This window comes from Paenibacillus sp. JL3B1040 (assembly GCF_057063165.1).
The window spans coordinates 471,014-490,806 of sequence record NZ_CM169317.1 but is presented as its reverse complement, the minus strand read 5'-3'; the positions used below and the strand labels follow the sequence as shown (position 1 = coordinate 490,806).

Here is a 19,793-nt window from a genome sequence, read left to right as displayed (position 1 = left end):
AGTTGAAACTCCTTTTTCTCTAGGTCAAAGTAACGATATTGCTCGGAAAACTGGGCGATGAGGGCAGTTGGAGTCACTTAAGGTGATAGAATCCCTCTATTACGCTCAAATTGGGCGAAGGTGAGGAAATAAGGTGAACAAGTAACGCTATTGCTCGACGATTAGGCGAAATGCAGGCACTCGGAGTAACATAAGGTGATAAATTCACTCTATTTCGATCAAATCCGGCGATGGTGAGGAAATAAGGTGAAAATGTAACGCTAATGCGCGGAGATTGGGCGAGATGCAGGCACTTGGAGTAACATAAGGAGATAGAATCACTCTATTTCGAGCAAATTGGGCGAAGGTGAGGAAATAAGATGAAAAAGTAACGCTATTGCTCGGCGATTAGGCGATATGCGGACATTGGGAGTCACTTAAGGTGATAAATTCACTCTATTTCGAGCAAATTGGGCGATGGTGAGGAAATAAGGTGAACAAGTAACGCTAATGCGCGGAGATTGGGCGAAATGCAGGCACTTGGAGTAACATAAGGTGATAAATTCACTCTATTTCGATCAAATCCGGCGATGGTGAGGAAATAAGGTGAAGAAGTAACGCTATTGCTCGGCGATTAGGCGAAATGCAGGCACTTGGAGTAACATAAGGTGATAAATTCACTCTATTTCGAGCAAATTGGGCGAAGGTGAGGAAATAAGGTGAAGAAGTAACGCTATTGCTCGGCGATTAGGCGAAATGCAGGCACTTGGAGTAACATAAGGTGATAGAATCACTCTATTTCGATCAAATCCGGCGATGGTGAGGAAATAAGATGAAAAAGTAACGCTATTGCTCGGCGATTAGGCGAAATGCAGGCACTTGGAGTAACATAAGGTGATAAATTCACTCTATTTCGAGCAAATTGGGCGAAGGTGAGGAAATAAGGTGAAGAAGTAACGCTATTGCTCGGCGATTAGGCGAAATGCAGGCACTTGGAGTAACATAAGGTGATAGAATCACTCTATTTCGATCAAATCCGGCGATGGTGAGGAAATAAGATGAAAAAGTAACGCTAATGCGCGGGGATTGGGCGAGATGCAGGCACTTGGAGTAACATAAGGTGATAGAATCACTCTATTTCGAGCAAATTGGGCGAAGGTGAGGAAATAAGGTGAAAATGTAACGCTAATGCGCGGGGATTGGGCGAGATGCAGGCACTTGGAGTAACATAAGGTGATAGAATCACTCTATTTCGATCAAATTGGGCGATGGTGAGGAAATAAGGTGAACAAGTAACGCTATTGCGCGGAGATTGGGCGAGATGCAGGCACTTGGAGTAACATAAGGTGATAGAATCACTCTATTTCGAGCAAATTGGGCGATGGTGAGGAAATAAGATGAAAATGTAACGCTATTGCTCGCAAACTGGGCGCAATGTTGGCAGTTGGAGTCACTTAAGGTGATAAAATCACTCTATTTCGATCAAATTGGGCGATGGTGAGGAAATAAGGTGAACAAGTAACGCTATTGCTTGGAAACTAGGCGATATGCAGGCACTTGGAGTAACATAAGGTGATAAATTCACTCTATTTCGATCAAATCCGGCGATGGTGAGGAAATAAGGTGAAAAAGTAACGCTATTGCTCGCAAACTGGGCGATATGCGGGCATTGGGAGTCACTTAAGGTGATATTATTTTACGATAGAATTTATTCCTATAATCAACAATTTATCGAATAAAATCATATATATTGAGATATATCGCGAAAAGAAAAAGGAGCGCCTCAAAAAGACGCTCCTTGCTAGATTTAATAGCTTCTTCACAGCTTAAATACATTCGTCAGCCCGTTCATATTCTCGGACAATTCCACCAGCTTGCCGGACGTATTCTCGATATCGACGAAGATCCGCTCCTGCGTGCCGAGCTGCCCCTGGATCTGTCCGGAAACCTGCAGCCCCGACTCGATGGTTCCGTTCACGTCTTCCAGCGTGGCGGTCATTTCCTCCAGCGAAGCCGCCTGGGTAGTGACGCCGTCAGAGATTTCGGTCAACATGCCGAACGTGTTCTCCACGTTGTCTATGATATGCTCGATATTGGTCTTCACGTTCTCCGATTGCGTTACGCCCTCCCGAACCTTCTCCTCGGTCTGGGCCACAGCGGCCACGACACTGCCGGTTCGGATGGTCATATCATGGACCAGGCTGCCGATTTCCTGCAAGGAATGATTCGTATCCTCCGCCAGTTTCCGAATTTGCCCGGCGACGACCGCAAATCCTCTCCCCTCTTCCCCGGCCCGGGCGGCTTCAATCGCCGCGTTGAGGGCCAACAAGTGGGTCTGTTCGGAAATTTGTTTAATGATGCTAACAACCTCGGTGATCTTCTGGCTCTGCTCCTCCAGCCCGAGCACTTCGCCGCTGACGTGCTTGGTGTTCGCCGCCAGCTCGTTGATGGCCTCGACGATGGCGTCTACCGAATGCTTCCCGCCTTCCGCGGAATTCATGACCAATTGCGCTCGCTCGGCAATTTGGTTGGCCAGTTCTGCCGTCGTCTGCGAATGGTTCGTAATCTCCGAAATGGCAACGGCCGTTTGCTTCATGCTTTCTGCGTTTTGGGTAAACACGTTCAGCAAATGCTTGACGCCCTCGTTGATTTCGTGCACTTGGCCATTGGCCTGCTCGATAATTCGGTTCAACTCTTCCGAAGACAACGTTACCCGTTCGGAGGAGGACTGAATCGTTGCGATCAGGTGCTTCAGGTTATCTCTGGCCTTCTGAAGCGACTGGACCATCTGCCCCGCTTCCCCTTGCTGCGTCGTTCGGATTTCGGCGGACAAATCGTTCTCGGCCATGGAATTGGCCAGTTTCACGCCTTGTTTGAGCGGCCGAACCAGCAAAACTTCGGAGATGAATACGGCCATCGCTTCAAAAACGACAAAAATGATCAATGCTTTTACCCCCAAGGAGGGCGTAATCAGCGCAAAAAAATCATGATGCTGGCTATAGGATAACGTTACGACTAATGCGGTATTCGAGACGAACATGGCCAAAAAGACAAGCACCGTGATCCGGGTACGGACAGAAATGTTGCGAATTCGATTCATCTTAGCTTCACCTGGCTTGATCATAGTATAGTACATATCAAAATGGTTCTAGCAAAATTAAATTGGCTCGGGTATCTCCTCCTAGTTTCGAATTAGGTCGTAAGTTCCAAATCTTACATGTGATGATCATTATATAGTTCCATTTCACTACAGTCAAATCAACGCCAGAGGTTGGTAAATCGCTTACAAATCTAGTAAAATTAGATCCCCCGAACAAAGCTTCACCGCGGCTATCCCTGAGGGAAGCCGGTTAAGCCTCATATTGCCTCGAACGGCCCCCGTCCTCCGTCTCACCGGACGTTCCCTCCGCTTCCAGAAACACGCGATGCGCCGGATAAGCGAGCTTGACGCCTTCTTCCTCCAACACCCGCATAAACGCCAGATTCATTTCCTGACGAACCGTTAAATATTCGGCCCAAACCGTCGAACGGGTAAAATAATAGATAAAAATGCCTAAGCTGCTTTCGCCAAAATCCGTAAACTTGACCAAAATCGTCCCTGGATCGATTTGCTCGTTATCGCGGAGCAGCCGCTCGATTCGGCCGATAGCCGCCTCCAACCGTTCCCGATCGGAATCTAAGGCCACTCCAAGCGTGAAGTTCACTCTTCGCTTGCCCATCCTGCTCCAATTCGTAATCGGCTGATCCGCCAGCGCAGCGTTGGGCAAAGTGATAACCGCATCGGCAAAGGTGCGGATTTTCGTGCTGCGGAAGGTAATGTCCTCCACCACGCCTTCGGCGGTCGGCGTCAGAATCCAGTCGCCTTTCGCAAAGGGCTTTTCCAAAATAATTACAATGCCTCCGATAATATTCCCTAACGTGTCTTTCGCCGCCAAAGCGACGGCTAGACTGCCCAGACCCATGCCGGCCACCAGTCCGTTGACGCTGAATCCCCACTCCGCCCCGATTAAAGCAACGGTTACAATGACCACGACAATCCGCATCGCCTTCGATAAAAACGGGATCAGCATGCTTGCATCGTCTAATCGGATTTTCCGGCTTAGCCCTTCCAGCATCACGGAGGATTGAGCGGATAAAATATACAGCCCCCAGCCGAACAGGGCGATAACCCCGCTGCGGAACAAGGGATCCAGGCCTGCGGCGATTTCCCAACTGCGCGGAAGCCAATATTTCAATCCCGCATAAACCCCGATCAGAATGAACAGCCAGCGAAAAGGCCGCTCAAGTACTTGTCTCCATAGTTCTCCTCTACCGGACGCCGCAGATTTCCCGCGGTTCAGCAGGGCAAAAGCCAATTTCACGAAACCTTTGCTAAACAGTGTGAATAGCGCCATAATTCCGATGGCGATCCCTGTATTCACCCATCCCAGTTGTCCGAAAAAGCCCAAGAATCCTTCTCCATCGTTCATCGTTATAGCCCCCCTTGAACCCCCCATGAAATAAAGGGTCATTATAACATGAGCATACGAGGATTGTCTAAAGAGGACGTTGTTGTCGGCCGGAACCTGGCGTCGCCTACACTTTAAACTTTCCGATCAGCGCCTGCAGCTCTTCGGACAACTGACTAAGCCCTTCCATGGAAGCCATCATTTCCTGCACTCCGGCGTATTGCTCTTCGGTATGCGCATACACCTCGCGGGAACCGCCGGCCGTCTGCTGCGCCACCCGGTCAATCGTAGAGATCGCCCGAACCACGGCATCCGACTGCAAGGTCAGTTGCTCAACCTGTCCGGTTACCCGGCCGATCCGCCCGGCCGCCTGCTCGACGGCCTGCCGGATGCGGGTAAACACCTCGCCGGCTTGATGAACCGTGGCAATCCCGGCGGCGACCTCCTGCGTACCTGCGTGCGCCGCTTCGACCACCCGCTCCATCTCGCTGCGCACGCCTTCGACCATCTCGCCCACGCCCGCGGCGGCCGCCCCGGCCTCCGCCGACAGCTTCCGCACCTCGCCGGCAACCACGGCAAACCCTTTGCCGGCTTCCCCGGCCCGGGCCGCTTCGATCGAGGCGTTCAGCGACAGCATCTGCGTCTGCTTGGCGATGCCGGAGATCAGCTCGGCTGCCTCCGCGATCTGACCGGAGCGGACGCCAAGCCGCTCGATGAACGCGCGCAGCTCGTCCATCTGACGCCGAATCGACGCCATCTGGGCGGCCGCCGACGCGACGATCTCCTCGCCGGCCCGCGCTTCATGCACGGCCGCCTCCGATTGCTCCCGGGCGTCGTCCGCCAGGCCGGCCATCTCTTGGGCTCCGGCGGCCATTTCCGCCACTTGGGCCGCTCCCAGCTCCACGCTTTGCACCTGTTCCTCGCTCCCCGCCGAAATTTGCCCCATGATTTCCGAAATCTCCCCGGAAGAGGCGCGGAACTGCTCCGACTGGCGGCGCAGCCGCTCGGCCGAATCGGCGACCCGGTCGGCATGCCGCCCCAGATTGCCGATCATGTCCTGCCAGCTGCATCTCATATGATGAAACGCAGCCGCCAAATCGCCAATCTCGTCGCGGTTTCTCACAACCGTCTCCGTAAGGGTCAAATCGCCTTCCGCCAGTTCGCGCGCCCCCTTCACCATCACGCGCATCGGTTTGACGATCTGCCGGGACAAGATCACTCCGGTCAAAGCGGCAAACAAGACGGCTGCGGCGCCGCACAACGCCAAAATCCACAAGGTTAACGCCGACTCCTTCCGGAACTCGTGCAATTTAGCCTGAAGCGCGGTCTCCTGCAAAGCCCGCAGCTCGCCAGCCCCCTGGATCATCGTATCCGACGTCGGGATCGCCCACATCAGCGCTTCCGCTTTCGCCAGATCCGGCTTGCCCGATTGGACGTAGTCCCGAACCTTCGCCAGCAAACGGCCAAACGTGGCGTTCGACTCCGACAATGTGGATGCAACCGCCGCTTGCTCTTCACCTGCGGAAGCGCTTACGATACCGCCGATCAACGTACCCAGCCGTTCGTTGGCTTCCGTCAGTTGCCGTTCCTGCTCGGAAGTCGGCTCCACGATATAACCGAACAGCAGGCTGTTCTGACGCTGCGTCTCGATCTCCAGCTTGGCCGCTTGATCCCGCGCTTTCGTATTTTGCTGAAGCAGCCCGGCATAGTTCCGGTCCAGCCGGTTCAAGAATCCGTAAGCCACTCCCGCAATGATCCCGACCAACAACGAGACCGTAATAAAGGCCGCGGTCAGCTTCCGCCCCAGCGAAAAAACCGGCCGCCCGTTTCGTTCGGGATGAGTTTTCCCCTTGCTCTTCATCTATTGTCCCCCCCTGGTTTGTGCTAACGAACAAGGGCCGCCAGACTTGTCATCCGCGCGGCCTATGTCCTTCTGCCTATTCCCTTGTATCATCTACCAAACCTTAGCGGGAGGGGAATTCAAAATTCTCCTCTGTTCTATCAAAATTCTCATGTTTCACCCTTATGCCGCCTCTTTCGGCCTCCCGGCCCGCATAAAGATCTTGGCGAGCTCATTCAGGAGCAGCGGAATCAACGCCAGCACGATCACCAGGCCCCAATCGGCCAAGCTGAGATTCTGCACCTTAAACGCCGCGGCCAGAAACGGAACGGAGATTGAAAGGAACTGCAGCAGCAAGCCGGCAATAACCGCTCCGACGAGCAGCAGGTTGGAGAACAAGCCGATCTGGAAAATCGATTTCGTTGCGCTGCGCTTCGAGAACGAATAGAACAGCTGCGACGCCGCCAGCACCACAAAGGCCATCGTCCGCCCATACGTCATGACGTCCTCGGGAATGTCGGCTGCGCGCAAAGAATATCCGTGCTCGCGAAGGCCGATATAAAAAGCGACCAGCGTCAGCGCCCCGATCAACAGGCCGCCCAGCACCGCCTGCATGGCCGCACCCCCGGCGAAAAAGCTCTCCTTCGGATCGCGCGGCTTGCGCTTCATGATGTCCTTCTCGCCCGGATCGACACCCAGCGCAATCGCCGGCAGCGTATCGGTGACCAGGTTAATCCAGAGAATCTGGGTTGCCAGAAGCGGCAAGGGCCAGAAGAACAGAATCGAAGCGAGGATCGCAACGATCTCACCGAAATTGCACGCTAACAGAAACGTCACCGTCTTCCGGATATTCGCGTAAATATTTCGCCCTTCCCGGATCGCTTGAACGATCGTCGTAAAATTGTCGTCGGTCAGAATCATATCGCTGGCGCCCTTTGATACGTCGGTGCCGGTAATGCCCATCGCTACGCCGATGTCGGCCGTTTTGAGCGAAGGGGCGTCGTTGACGCCGTCCCCGGTCATCGAAACGATATTGCCTTTCGCCTTGAAGGCTTTGACGATCTTCACCTTATGTTCCGGCGAGACGCGGGCGAATACGCGAATGTCATTGATTTTCTCGGCAAAAGCCTCGTCCGACAATTCGTCGATTTCCGCGCCGGTCATGCTCTGCGCCAAGGAACCGGCGATGTCCAGCTCCTTGGCGATGGCCACGGCGGTGTTGCGATGATCGCCCGTAATCATTACCGGCGTAATTCCGGCCCGCTTCGCCTCCCGGATCGAATCCTTCACCTCGGTCCGAGGCGGGTCGATCATGCCGACGAAGCCGAGGATCGTCAAATCCTGCTCCATTTCCTCCGGGGGGAGGACACGGTCCGTATCCTTATAAGCCGCCCCAAGCACGCGGAGCGCGTCGTCCGACATCGCTTCGGCCGCCTGCAAATACCGCTGCTTCAGCTCTTCGGTGAGCGGCACAACCTCTCCATTGACCACGGCCGAGTTCGAAATCCGCAGCAGTTGATCGATCGCCCCTTTGGTATGGACGCGATACCCCTCCCGCGTCTGGTTAAGCGTGGACATCAGCTTGCGGTCGGAATCGAACGGCTTCTCGGAGACCCGTTTGTATTCCGCCTCCAGCGATTTTTTGGCAATGTCGTGCTGCTCGCCGTAAGCGACAAGGGCAATCTCCGTCGGGTCGCCGGTACCCTGGCCGTTCTCGTAAGTCGCGTCGGAGCAAAGCACGAACGTCTTGATCATTTCGAGCGGCGCTTCATCCCCCAGCGGCTGCGCCGTAAAATGCTTTACCACCGTCATTTTGTTCTGCGTCAACGTTCCGGTTTTGTCGGAGCAGATAATGTTGACCGAACCGAGCGTTTCGACGGCCGGAAGCTTCTTGACGATGGCGTTTACGCGGGACATCCGGGTCACGCCGAGCGCCAGGACAATTGCCACGATCGCCGGCAACCCTTCCGGAATGGCGGCCACCGCAAGGCTGATCGCCGTCAGGAACAGCTCGAACAGATCGCGTCCCTGGATCAGGCCGATCACGAAGATAACGACGCAGATGCCGATAGCGATGTAGCCGAGCATTTTGCCGAGCTCTTCGAGCTTTTTTTGCAGCGGGGTCAACTCATGGGTATCTTCGTCCAAAATTTTGGCGATCTTGCCCATTTCGGTGTTCATTGCCGTCCCGACAACAACCCCCTCGCCGCGCCCATAGGTCACCAGCGTGGACATGAACGCCATGTTGCTCTGGTCCCCGATCGGGGTCTGGGCTTCTTCGTGCATGTCCTCGGCGTTTTTGTCCGACGGCACGGACTCTCCGGTCAGCGCGGATTCCTCGATTTGCAGGTTGGCGCTTTCCAGCAGTCGCAGGTCGGCCGGGATGAAGCGTCCGGCATCCAAAATCACGATATCGCCCGGAACGATCTCCCCGGAATCGATTTCCTTTACCTCGCCGTCGCGCCGCACCAGCGTTTTGGGCGTCGTCATTTGCTGCAGCGCCTCGATCGCCTTCTCCGCTTTCTGCTCCTGGATGACGCCGATGATCGCGTTCAACAGGACCACGGCCAAAATAATGACGGCATCCATATATTCTCCGACGATAAGCGTAACGACCGCGGCGCCGAGCAGCACGTAGATCAGCATATCCTTGAGCTGGGCAAAAAAGAGCGCCCACAAGCTAGGCTTCGGCTTGCCCTTGATTTTGTTCGGCCCGTATTGGGACAGCCGCTTTCCGGCTTCTCCCGAGGAAAGTCCGGTTGCGGGGTCCACCTGCAGCTCTTGCAGGACACTATCCCGGGTTTTGGCATGCCACATGCAGCAGCACCTCTTTAATCAAAATTTAGTAGGTATTGACTTCATTATTGTAAACCTAATCCACGCAAAATTATAATGAAAACTTAAGTAAAGGTTGGGGAATCGGACCTATAAAATATATGACGAAATTTGTCGATATTTGTAGAAACACCACCTTAGATTGGGGAGATTAAATTGAAGCTGTTCCGCAAACTCTCACTAGCCGTCAAGTTTATGACGACTGCCGGCTTGGTCGTCTTTATCGCATTGACCCTTCTTATGATCATGAATCTGGGGCAGTTCAGGGAAACCAGTATGGCAAAAGGAGAATTGGAAGCCGAATTGGCCGGCAAACAATATGAAGCCGATTTCGAAAGAACGTTTATCGCCCTCAAGGCTTCCACGGAAAGCTTGGCCAGGATGTTGGCCGAAACCGGCCAGCAGGGCGATTTGTCCCGGGAGGAAGCCGTTTCCTTGCTCAAAAAAGAGCTGTTGAGCCATCCCGAAGTACATGGAATCGGAATCATGTGGGAGCCGAACGTAAACCAAGCAGCGTATAACGATGCAGGCGGACGTTTTCTTCCCTATCTATATAAAGAAGGGGATCAAGTAAAGGTGGCTCCGTTGCCAGAGGACGGAACTTCTGGCGAAGGCGAAGAATTCCAGTTGCCGAAGTCGACGAAAAAGGTTGCCTACCTCGAGCCTTATTCCATCGACATCGGCGGACAACCCGTACAGTTGATGACGGCGGGGTATCCGATTCTCGATGCGGCGGGGACTTTTCTAGGCGTCATCAAGGTCGACGTTCGGATGGATTATTTGCAAACGGCGGCGGAGCGATATACCCCGCTTGGCGGTTACGTCGCCTTGGTGACGGAAAACGGAATATATGCCGCCAACCCGCACGATCCCGATTCGGTGCTGAAGCCGTATGGGGACAACCCGGAAAAGGAAGCGTTATGGCAACAGGTAAAGAGCGGTGCCACGCTTAAGGGTTACACCTTCAACTCGGCCGGTCGGGAGGTCCTTCGGACATTCGAGCCGGTAACCATGCCGGGCGGCGATCACGTATGGTTTACGCAGACGGCCGTAGACAAGGATACCATCCTGAAAGAGTATACCCGAGCAAGAGCTAATTCGATCGCCATGTCGGCAGGGGCGTTGGCCGTTCTTGCGGCTGTCCTCGCATGGCTGGTTTGGCGGATGGTCATCGTTCCTCTGCGTCTTTTGACGGGTAAAATTCAGCTCATGGCCGAAGGTGACCTGACGCAAAAGCTGCAGGTTCGCAGCGGTGACGAGTTTGGCAAAATGGCCGGACATTTCAATGAGATGACGGAGAAACTGCGCGGCATGTTCCGTCTTGTCGCCGATTTATCCATGGCTGTCGGGGCAACCTCCCAGCAGTTGAGCGCCAGCGCCGAACAGACCGGCAAGGCGGCCGAGAGCATTGCCGTATCGATCAACCGTGTCGCCCAAGGCGCCCAAGACCAAAACGACTATGCCGCCGATTCGTCGCAAGCCGTGTCCGAAATGTCTTTGGGCGTGCGGCGGATCGCCGACTCCTCCTCCGCGATCTCCGCTTCCGCCGGCGAAGTAACGTCCAAAACGAAGGAGAGCACCGGCCAACTGGAGCAGGCCGTATCCGACATGGAAGAGCTTCAGGCGGCGACCGAGGACACCGCCTCCTCCATCGCCCGCTTGGAAGAGCGATCCGCCGCGATCGGCGGCATGATCGATCTCATTGCGACGATTAGCACGCAAACGAACCTCCTCGCCCTCAACGCAGCCATTGAGGCCTCCCGTGTAGGCGAACACGGTCGCGGTTTTGCCGTCGTCGCCGGAGAGATCCGCAAACTGGCCGAGCAGACGAAGCAGGCGGCCGAGCAGGTCACGGAGTTGGTGGAGCATGTGCGCACCGATACCGACAAGGCGGCGCATTCCATGGCCAAGGGCAGCGAGCAGGTCAAGCGGAGCGTGAGAAGCGTCTCCGACAGCAATGCGATGCTCTCGCTCGTACTGGCGGAAATCAGCAACGTGAACGACCAGTTGCAAGAGGTGTCCGCCGCGGCCGAACAGATGACCGCAAGCACGGAGCAAGTCTCCGACAGCGTAGCGCGGCTGGCCGACATCGCTTCGGAATCGTCCTCGGAGGCGCAGAACGTTGCCGCGGCTTCCGAGGAGCAGCTTGCCTCCATGGAGGAGATCTCCGCTTCCAGCGAAGCGCTGAGCAACATGGTGCAGGAGCTGTTGGACAAGATGGCCCAGTTCAAAATCTGAGCCGTTCAATTTCCAGCCATAATATTGCCATAATATGAAGGTTCCCATTCAAGCCGAACAAGATGAAAAAATGCCCGGGCTATGCTACAATACTGGAATGCTAAACGGGAACGTGTAGCGGGATGTAGGTTTAGGAGGGTATTCAATTTCATGTTAATCATAGGGATCGCCGGCGGTACCGGTTCCGGAAAAACGACGGTTGCCCGCTCGGTCATCGACCAGCTGGACACGGATAAAGTCACGTTTATTTCACAGGACAATTACTATAAGGACCAGTCGCATCTCAGTTTGGCCGAACGGGAGAAAACAAACTACGACCATCCCTTCGCCTTCGATAACGAACTGCTGGTAGAGCATCTCGTCCAGCTCAAAAACGGACAAGCCGCCTTTGCGCCGGTATACGATTTTACGATCCACACCCGTTCCGAGAAGACGATCAAGCTGCTGCCGAACAACATCGTTATCATTGAAGGACTGTTCGTTCTGTACGACGAGAAGCTGCGGGACATGCTTGACATCAAGGTGTTTGTGGATACCGATTCCGATGTACGCATCCTCCGGCGCGTGCTGCGGGACATGGAGGAACGCGGCCGCTCAATCCATTCCATCCATCAGCAGTACCTCGCGACGGTGAAGCCGATGCATGAAGCGTTTATCGAACCGTCCAAAAAATACGCCGACCTCATTATCCCCGAAGGCGGGCATAATGAAGTCGGCATTCAAATGCTGGCCATCCTGACGGAGAAGCATTTATCCGGCGGGAGAAACGCCTAGGGAGCCCGGCTCCAGCCGGCAGCGGAACAGGCAGCTCAGCGTGAAATTACTGCAAAAATGCAGATATTTAGACCGGATTTGGCCCCAATCGGAGGAACTCGATCGCCAAACTAGCAGAACGATCCGGTAGCATTCCAATCGAATGGCATCGAAGGCAAGACTAAGTGGAAAAAACACATCTATTTCGTGCAAAAAGTGAAATTCAGAAGGAATTAGTTGGAAATCCTCCACTTGTTTTGCCCATTTATAGCCGTTTTCGAGCAAATCCCCACATTTTAGGTGTAGAAAATCCACTTAGTATCTGCCGATCGTCTAAATGGGACAGATCGAAGCGGAGGATTTCCAATTAGCTTGGCCATTTGCAACTAGTCGATCGCCATGCTCACGGTATATCAGGAACACTATACTAGCAAACTAGCCTAGGCTAGGACTTCAACCGCCGATACCGGCTTTTGGCCATCGCCGAGAAGATCAGGTACAGCCCGATCAACAGCGGAAACAACAGCCAGGCGAATCCGCGTCCCAGCGCAAACGGCGTTTCGAACAGGAACGCCGTCCAAAACGCAGCGCCCGTTTTCTCCCATAAACCGGGAGTGTAGTATAAGGCCTTCGGATCGGTGAACGCCGTGGCTTTATGTATATATGGACAACAACCCGAAACCCGCATAAACACAGGGATTTCAAAAATCTAAAGACAATTAAACACATCTATAATCACACCTAAAACGCCGATTGCAAGGAGGAAAAACCTTGAATTGGCATCTTTAAGTGTCACGGCGGCGTTTACTAATTCCCTTTTGGGAAGATAGGAACGCCGTTTTTTTATGCCCTCATGTTACGCAGTAGGGACAAAAACAGCCTTGATTTACGCGGCTTTGCGGGTGCGTTTTTGGCGCAGCAAGGGGAATATGCCTTTTCCCTCAAAATCGCCCTTTAACTGCGTAACAAAACCCACAAATCTAAGTTTTTGAAGCTGAATAGCAGCCACATTCAATTTGTCTTTGACTGTATGCGGGAAAACACTACCAAAATCCGCAACATCAAACAGCTTTTTTTATATGACGTTAGGCAGCTTCAAGTAATTGTTTAAGTTTTCACCTGTACTAATTCTTGTTAAGAGTGTTTTTGATTATAGAAGTATAATGAAGCATTGTACGATATCACCCCAAGTATAATTAAGAACACAGCGCCTGTAAGTAAGAGATTATCTTTCAAATAAACGAGTAGTGCCTCAATATCAACGTTCAACCGCTTTAAGACATAGAACGCTCCCATGAGAAGAAAAGTCGTTAAGAGCATTGCCAGCGGCCCTCCGTTAGTACCCATGCTGTAACCAGCAGGAATGGTAATCATTCCATAGAAGATTGCCAGCAACAAGCCAGATATGCCAGCGATTAAGTAAGGACTAAAGCCCTCGTTAGGGAACAAGATACAGGAAATAACGCTGATGAAAAATGCAATAACAGACGCGGCAACAGCAGTCATTAAGAAAAACAAATATCTGCTTCCAATAATACTTTTTCTTGTCATCGGCAATGCAATGGCATATTTATCCCACTTGCATTGTTCATCATATACCATCAGCGTTTTAGGTACGCCGGACAACACAACCGGAAGAAAAACAGCTACATATAGCGCACCCTCACCCTTGAAATATATTAAGATAAAAACCGTGGCCGCTGCTATCAGCAGATAATTCATTGGTCTAATTCTCTTAAACATTGTGATAAAGTCTTTGATAATAAGGCCTTTCATCTTTTCTCCCCCTTTATATAAAGTAGCATGATTTCCTCAATTGTGGCATTTTCAATTATGCACTTTCTATATTTCTTGCGGGCAGCTTCAATATCAGCAACAAGGACTTGCCATTCATAATCCAGCTTTCTCCATGCAAGGATATCCTGCCCTTGAATACTGTTAAAAATATCCGCTCCGCATTTTATAAGGCCGTACTTATATAGCAACTCGTCTTTAGGCTTACTGAACACCAAATTACCTTTATGAAGAAAGGCGACATAGTCAGCAATTTTCTCCAAATCATTCGTGATATGAGAGGAAAAAAGCACGGAATGGCTTTCTTCCTGTACAAATTCCAAAAGAACATCCAATATTTCATCCCGCATGACAGGGTCTAATCCGCTGGTTGCTTCATCTAAAATCAGTAATTGCGGGCAATGAGAGAGAGCAACAGCGAAAGCCAGTTTTACTTTCATACCTTTAGAGTAGGCCTTAACAGGCTTATTGGCGGGAAGTCCAAATCGCTTTAAGTATCCCATATACGTTGTTGATTGCCATGCCGTATAAATCGGTTTAAGAAACCGCTCCAATTCAAGGGCATTGAATAAATCGGGAAAATGGCAATCGTCAAATACGACACCGATTTTATCTTTTATCTCCCTTTCAAATTGGATATTGTCTTTCCCAAAAATCTTAATCGTACCGCCATCACGCTTAATCTCATTAAGAATTAAGTTAATGGTAGTTGTTTTACCCGCGCCATTCTCACCGATTAACCCCATAATGGTTCCTTGTGGAATAGAGAGTTTTATGTGATTGAGTGAAAAGTCGGGATAGTTTTTCACCAAATTTTCTATTTCTAAAATGTTATTCATCCGTATCCCCCTCCGAGTAGAATAGTGTTAACAGCTCAATGAGTTTTTCCAGTTTAATTCCATGAGTGCGTCCGATATCAGCGGCTTCCTGTAAATGTTCCTCTGCTTTTCTTTGCTTTTCTTCCTGTATAAAATCGCGGTTTTGTGCCGCGACAAAACAGCCCCGCCCGGCCACGGTTTCAATAAACCCATCTTTTTGTAAATCCTCATAAGCCCTTTGAGCCGTAATGACACTGATATGCAAAGATTTTGCCAACCCCCGCATGGACGGAAGCGGGTCGCCTGTTTGAAGTTCACCGCTCATTATTTTGGCTTTTATCTGCGAAGTAATTTGCTCATATATGGGCTTGCTGTTTTTATTGCTTATGCTTATTTCCATAACATCAATCCACCTGTGCTATACTGTACTTTATCTATAAGTACAGTATAGCATGGAGCTCATCGGGTTCATCTCCTCTTCCCTACATCTCCAACTATATCGATCAACTGTATATTGCAACAAAAGATATTTGCCCCGTGCACGGCGTCGTATCGGGTTTTATGCAGCATCACGAAGAACGTCCGACGGTTTGATGGATCCGGCGATTCGCAGTATGATAAAAAGGTTGAGACTGGAAGTAGGAGGTTGGAGAGAACCGGCAAACTTTTCTGGGAGAGGACGGGATGCCCAATGCGGGGAAAGACCTTGCTGCTTGACCACATCAAGTCGCATTTGCCGCTGTACTTGACGGCCGTGTTGTGTCTGACGGCCGCCAACGTGACGTATTCGTATTTTCCGAAGGTACTGGGGGATTTCACGGACCACCTCCAACAGGGCGGGTTAACGAGAAGCGGAGTAGGCCGGTACGCGCTCACTCTGGCTGCCATTGCCGTCGTCTACGGCCTGTGTTTCGGAATCGGGCAATACATTAACCATCGCCTGGGGCGGATGTTCGAATTTCGCGCCCGGAGCCAGTTGTTTCGGCATTTTACCCAATTAAGCGAAAAGTTCTTCTCGAAACACGGGATCGGCAAGCTGCTCAGCTATGTGATGAATGACGTCACCGGCGTGCGGGAGTCGATCGCAAACGGGTTGAACCAGATGACCAATGCGTCGGTGTTGTTGATCTCCGTCATTACGATGATGACGATCAGTGATATTCCGGCGCTTTTGATCGTGGTTTGCGTTATGCCGCTGCTCGCCATCCCGCTGATTGTAAGCGGATTCGGCCCCAAAATCCGCGACAACTCGCGAAAGGTGCAGGAGTCGTTAGCCGCGATGACCGAAGCGGCGGAGGAGCAATTTGAAGGTATCAAAGTGACGAAAAGCTTCGCGACCGAGGAAATCGCCCGCGCCCGGTTCGGACAAACGGTCGACCGGATCCTGGACAGCCAGCTGTCGCTGGTGCGCATGAGCTCGCTGTTTCAGGTGCTGCTGCCGTTTACCGGCGCGGTATCGATGGCCGTGGCCATCGCCTACGGTGGCCTGCTCGTATCGCGCGGCGAGCTGTCGCTCGGCAGTTTCGTCGCGCTGACGTTGTACCTGCGGATGATCATGAACCCGCTAAGGCTCATCGGCAACGTCATCAATTTCATGCAGCGCTCGCGGGCTTCGCTGGATCGGCTGAACCGCCTGCTGTCCGTAAAGCCGGACATCCGCGACGAGGACAGGGCTTTGCCGATGCCGGAGGATCCGCAAAGCCTGCGCATCGAGATCCGCGGGTTGACGTTCACCTATCCGGAGGCGGCGCGCGAGTCGCTGCGGGACATCCAGCTCCGGCTGAACCCCGGGGAAACGCTGGGCGTGGTGGGCCGGACCGGCAGCGGCAAAACCACGCTCGTTAAGCTGCTGCTGCGCATATACGACCCGCCGCGAGGCACGGTGTTCATCGGCGGCCGGGACGTCCGCGACCTCACGCTGGAGAGCCTGCGCACCCGCATCGCCTATGTGCCGCAGGACGGCTTCCTGTTCAGCACGACGATCCGCGACAACATCGCCTTCTTCGATCGGACGGCCGAGCTGGGCAAAATCGAGGAAGCCGCCAGGCTGGCCGATCTCTACGACAACGTTGCCGGCTTCCCGAACCGATTCGACACCGAGCTGGGCGAACGCGGCCTAACGTTGTCCGGCGGACAGCGCCAACGGACCAGCCTGGCCCGGGGGCTGATCAAGGACGCTCCCATCCTGCTGCTCGATGACAGCGTCAGTGCGGTCGACGCCGTGACGGAGACGCGAATCCTCTCCCATCTGCGCGAAGCCCGCAAGGGTAAGACGACCCTGATCATCGCCCACCGCATCAGCGCGGTGAAACACGCCGACCGCATCCTCGTGCTGGACGACGGGCGGATCGCCGAGCAGGGAACCCATGCGCAATTGCTGCAAGCCGGGGGCTTGTACGCAAGCCTGTATCACCTCCAGGAAGGAGGCGACAGCGATGCCGTCTAACCCGGACACCGCCGACCCCCGCAAGAAATACGAAGTGACCCCGGAGCAGCGAAGGAAGGCGTTCGCCGCTTTGCTCTCCTACGCCAAACCGCATCGGAAGGCGTTTCTCACCGTGTTCGGCTTTGCATTCCTGGCCATCTCCGCCGACTTGCTGCAGCCGTTCCTGATCAAATACGCCATCGACGAGAAGGTATTGTTCGGCGCCCACGGCCCAAGCATCCTGCTTGGCCTGGCTTTGGCCTACCTTGCGCTCGAGGCGGTCAGCGGCGTCTTCTCCTATTGGCAAGCGAACCTGCTGCAGCGGGCCGGGCAAAGCATCGTCGCCTTGCTGCGCAAGGACCTGTTCAAGCAGATCACGAGGCAGTCGATGTCCTTCTTCGACCGCAACTCGGCCGGCGGCCTCGTCACGAACGAGTCGAGCGACACGGAGACGATCAACCAGTTTTTTACCCAGGTGCTGCTCAGCCTGGTGCGCGACGGATTATCGCTCATCCTGGTCGTCGTTTTCATGTTCGCGCTGGACGTCAGGCTGGCCACATACTGCTTGATTCTCTTTCCCATCATTACGGTCATCGCCATCGCCTTCCGCAAGTATTTGCGCACCAGCTACCAGCGGGCCCGTTCCCTGCTGTCCCGGCTCATCGCGTTTACCGCCGAGAATCTGAGCGGAATGAGCCTGATCCAGTCGTTCCATCAGGAGCGGGAGCAGGAATCCCGTTTTGCGGAGCGGAACACGGCGTATTTGCGGGCCAATCTGCGGGAAGTGCGGGCGACCGTCCTGTTCAACCGTTCCTTCGATATCCTCGGTAATTTGTCGGTGGCCTTCGTGGTCTGGATCGGCGGCTTCGCCGTGCTGGGCCAGCGCATCGAGTTTGGCGTACTGTACGCCTTTATCAGCTATATCCGCCAGTTCTTCCAGCCGATCAACCAGATCACCCAGCAGTGGAACACGCTGCAATCCACGATCGTGTCGGTGGACCGGCTGTGGCGGATTTTCTCCGCCGAGCCGGAGGTTAAGGATCCCGCGCCCGAAGCAACCAAGGTCGCGCCGTTCGAAACGGTGCGCGGGCGGATCGATTTCAACCGCATCCGCTTCTCTTACACCGACGGGCAGGAGGTGCTGCACGGGCTCGACCTTCACGTTCGGGAAGGCGAGTTCATCGGCATCGTCGGCACAACCGGCGCAGGCAAGAGCTCCCTGGTGAACTTGCTGACGCGGTTCTATGACGTCGACGAGGGCAGCGTCGAAATCGACGGCACGGACATCCGCCGTCTGCCGCAAGCCTCGCTGCACCGCATCGTCGGACTGGTGCAGCAGGACCCGTTCCTGTTCGCCGGGTCGATTATCGACAACGTCCGCCTCTTCCGCGAAGACATCAGCCGCGAAGAAGTGATCCGAGCCTGCCGGCGCATCGGCGCAGGCCCCATGATCCAGCGGCTGAAGGACGGCTACGACACCCGGCTGTCCAACCGGGGCAGCGGGCTGTCCGCCGGGGAGCGGCAACTGATCTCCTTCGCGCGGATCCTGGCCTTTCGGCCGAACATCCTCATTCTAGACGAGGCGACGGCCAACCTGGATTCGCAGACGGAGCAGTTGATCCAGAACGCGCTGAACGTGGTGTCCGCCGGCCGGACGACGCTGGTTATCGCGCACCGGCTGTCCACCGTCCAGCATGCCGACCGCATCCTCGTGATCCAGGACGGCCGCATCGCCGAGCAGGGCACGCACGAATCGCTGTTGGCCCGGGGCGGCTACTATGCGGAGCTGGTGCGCCACTCGCGGCAAGACCGCGCGGAGCCGCGAAGCCGCAGCGTCTAGTTAGCGCAGCAGCGTTGTCACGGCAAGGGCGGGCCCGATTCATCGGAGCCCGCCCTTGATCTCATCTGTTTCGTCCGCACCTCCCCACCCCGTTTGCAATACTATACTTGTAAAGTCTATCTTGAGTGGGTGACATGCAAATGATCTATACAGCGCTTGGGGATTCGATTACGTATGGCGACAACGCTTCCTCGCCGAAGCTGGCGTATCCTCATTTGGCCGTATCGGCTTATCAACGTTCCAGCCCCCGCACGATCCGAAGTTATGTATTGGCCCGATCGGGCTGGACCAGCGGCAATCTGCTGGATGCCGTGCTGTGGCAGGGCTCGGAGATGATTAAGCGCTCCTCCGTCGTATCGGTCTGGATCGGCGGCGTGGATTTGGCAAATGCGGCGATTACTCCGCTCGTGCACGGCGGACCTTTTCCGAATATGGAGCTGCTCGTGCAGTTTCGCCGAAATCTGAGCGCCGTCCTGCGGCATATCCGCAGAACCGGCCCGGCCCGAATCGTCTGCTGCACGCAATACAATCCGTTTCCGAACAGCTCCATCGCGGACGAGTGGATCGGCCGGCTGAACCGGACGACCCAAGCCATCGCCGCCGAGTACGGCGCCAAAACCGCACCGTCGCACAAATGGTTCGAAGGCAAGCAGGCGGAACTGATCGACGGTTACCGGGAAGGCCGGCTGGAAGACATCCTCGGCGGCACGCTGCCGATCCATCCGAACGACCGGGGCCACCGGGTTATCGCGAACGGGCTTGCGCCTTATCTTTTTCCCAAAACGAATGTCTCTTCGAAAAAAAAATAGCCGGGAAGCTCCCG

The 19,793-nt window shown here is 54.0% G+C and carries 14 protein-coding genes; 6 read left to right on the top strand and 8 right to left on the bottom strand.

The features are described 5' to 3' along the window. Window positions 1–1,798: 1,798 nt before the first annotated feature. The 4 genes from ACZF99_RS02160 to ACZF99_RS02145 form a co-directional block, all read right to left on the bottom strand. Window positions 1,799–3,079, bottom strand: coding sequence for a methyl-accepting chemotaxis protein (locus ACZF99_RS02160; RefSeq protein ID WP_483608678.1), 1,281 nt, complete (start codon window positions 3,077–3,079; stop codon window positions 1,799–1,801). 250 nt (window positions 3,080–3,329) lie between these two features. After that, a complete protein-coding gene (locus ACZF99_RS02155; protein ID WP_483608676.1) occupies window positions 3,330–4,448 on the bottom strand; it encodes a mechanosensitive ion channel family protein in 1,119 nt (372 codons plus the stop codon). A gap of 106 nt (window positions 4,449–4,554) precedes the next feature. Further along, window positions 4,555–6,288, bottom strand: coding sequence for a methyl-accepting chemotaxis protein (locus ACZF99_RS02150; RefSeq protein ID WP_483608674.1), 1,734 nt, complete (start codon window positions 6,286–6,288; stop codon window positions 4,555–4,557). A 162-nt stretch (window positions 6,289–6,450) separates the two neighbouring features. Continuing rightward, entirely contained in the window at window positions 6,451–9,084 is a 2,634-nt protein-coding gene (locus ACZF99_RS02145) for a calcium-translocating P-type ATPase, PMCA-type (RefSeq protein ID WP_483608672.1), read from the bottom strand. A gap of 213 nt (window positions 9,085–9,297) precedes the next feature. On the opposite strand from ACZF99_RS02145, the gene ACZF99_RS02140 reads away from it, so the two are divergent. Further along, window positions 9,298–11,340 carry a methyl-accepting chemotaxis protein gene (locus ACZF99_RS02140; RefSeq protein WP_483608670.1) on the top strand — a complete coding sequence of 681 codons (2,043 nt, stop codon included), beginning with the start codon at window positions 9,298–9,300 and terminating at the stop codon, window positions 11,338–11,340. A 150-nt stretch (window positions 11,341–11,490) separates the two neighbouring features. Then, complete coding sequence (udk, locus tag ACZF99_RS02135) at window positions 11,491–12,114, top strand: uridine kinase (protein WP_483608669.1); 624 nt, start codon at window positions 11,491–11,493, stop codon at window positions 12,112–12,114. A gap of 424 nt (window positions 12,115–12,538) precedes the next feature. On the opposite strand, the gene ACZF99_RS02130 is transcribed toward udk, so the two are convergent. After that, window positions 12,539–12,787 carry a hypothetical protein gene (locus ACZF99_RS02130; protein ID WP_483608667.1) on the bottom strand — a complete coding sequence of 83 codons (249 nt, stop codon included), beginning with the start codon at window positions 12,785–12,787 and terminating at the stop codon, window positions 12,539–12,541. A 294-nt stretch (window positions 12,788–13,081) separates the two neighbouring features. Here ACZF99_RS02130 and ACZF99_RS02125 point away from each other — a divergent pair, with 294 nt between their 5' ends. Then, window positions 13,082–13,204 (top strand): DUF6017 domain-containing protein, encoded by a 123-nt coding sequence (locus ACZF99_RS02125; RefSeq protein WP_483608665.1) that lies wholly within the window; start codon window positions 13,082–13,084, stop codon window positions 13,202–13,204. A gap of 23 nt (window positions 13,205–13,227) precedes the next feature. Here the strand turns inward: ACZF99_RS02125 and ACZF99_RS02120 are convergent, their stop codons facing one another. Genes ACZF99_RS02120 through ACZF99_RS02110 form a run of 3 tightly spaced genes read right to left on the bottom strand, consistent with a single transcriptional unit; the run spans window position 13,228 to window position 15,105 of the window. Next, window positions 13,228–13,869 carry an ABC-2 transporter permease gene (locus ACZF99_RS02120; RefSeq protein WP_483608663.1) on the bottom strand — a complete coding sequence of 214 codons (642 nt, stop codon included), beginning with the start codon at window positions 13,867–13,869 and terminating at the stop codon, window positions 13,228–13,230. Then, a complete protein-coding gene (locus ACZF99_RS02115) occupies window positions 13,866–14,726 on the bottom strand; it encodes an ABC transporter ATP-binding protein (protein ID WP_483608661.1) in 861 nt (286 codons plus the stop codon). The genes ACZF99_RS02120 and ACZF99_RS02115 overlap by 4 nt, the downstream gene beginning before the upstream one ends. Next, complete coding sequence (locus ACZF99_RS02110) at window positions 14,719–15,105, bottom strand: GntR family transcriptional regulator (protein WP_483608659.1); 387 nt, start codon at window positions 15,103–15,105, stop codon at window positions 14,719–14,721. The genes ACZF99_RS02115 and ACZF99_RS02110 overlap by 8 nt, the downstream gene beginning before the upstream one ends. A gap of 291 nt (window positions 15,106–15,396) precedes the next feature. Between ACZF99_RS02110 and ACZF99_RS02105 the strand changes: the two genes are divergently transcribed. The 3 genes from ACZF99_RS02105 (at window position 15,397) to ACZF99_RS02095 (ending at window position 19,779) form a co-directional block, all read left to right on the top strand. Next, on the top strand, window positions 15,397–17,151 hold the full coding sequence (locus ACZF99_RS02105) for an ABC transporter ATP-binding protein (RefSeq protein WP_483608657.1): 1,755 nt from the start codon (window positions 15,397–15,399) through the stop codon (window positions 17,149–17,151). Next, entirely contained in the window at window positions 17,141–18,970 is a 1,830-nt protein-coding gene (locus ACZF99_RS02100) for an ABC transporter ATP-binding protein (RefSeq protein ID WP_483608655.1), read from the top strand. Before ACZF99_RS02105 ends, ACZF99_RS02100 begins: the two co-directional genes overlap by 11 nt. Window positions 18,971–19,110: 140 nt before the next feature. Further along, complete coding sequence (locus ACZF99_RS02095) at window positions 19,111–19,779, top strand: SGNH/GDSL hydrolase family protein (protein WP_483608653.1); 669 nt, start codon at window positions 19,111–19,113, stop codon at window positions 19,777–19,779. The last annotated feature ends 14 nt before the right edge of the window (window positions 19,780–19,793 follow it).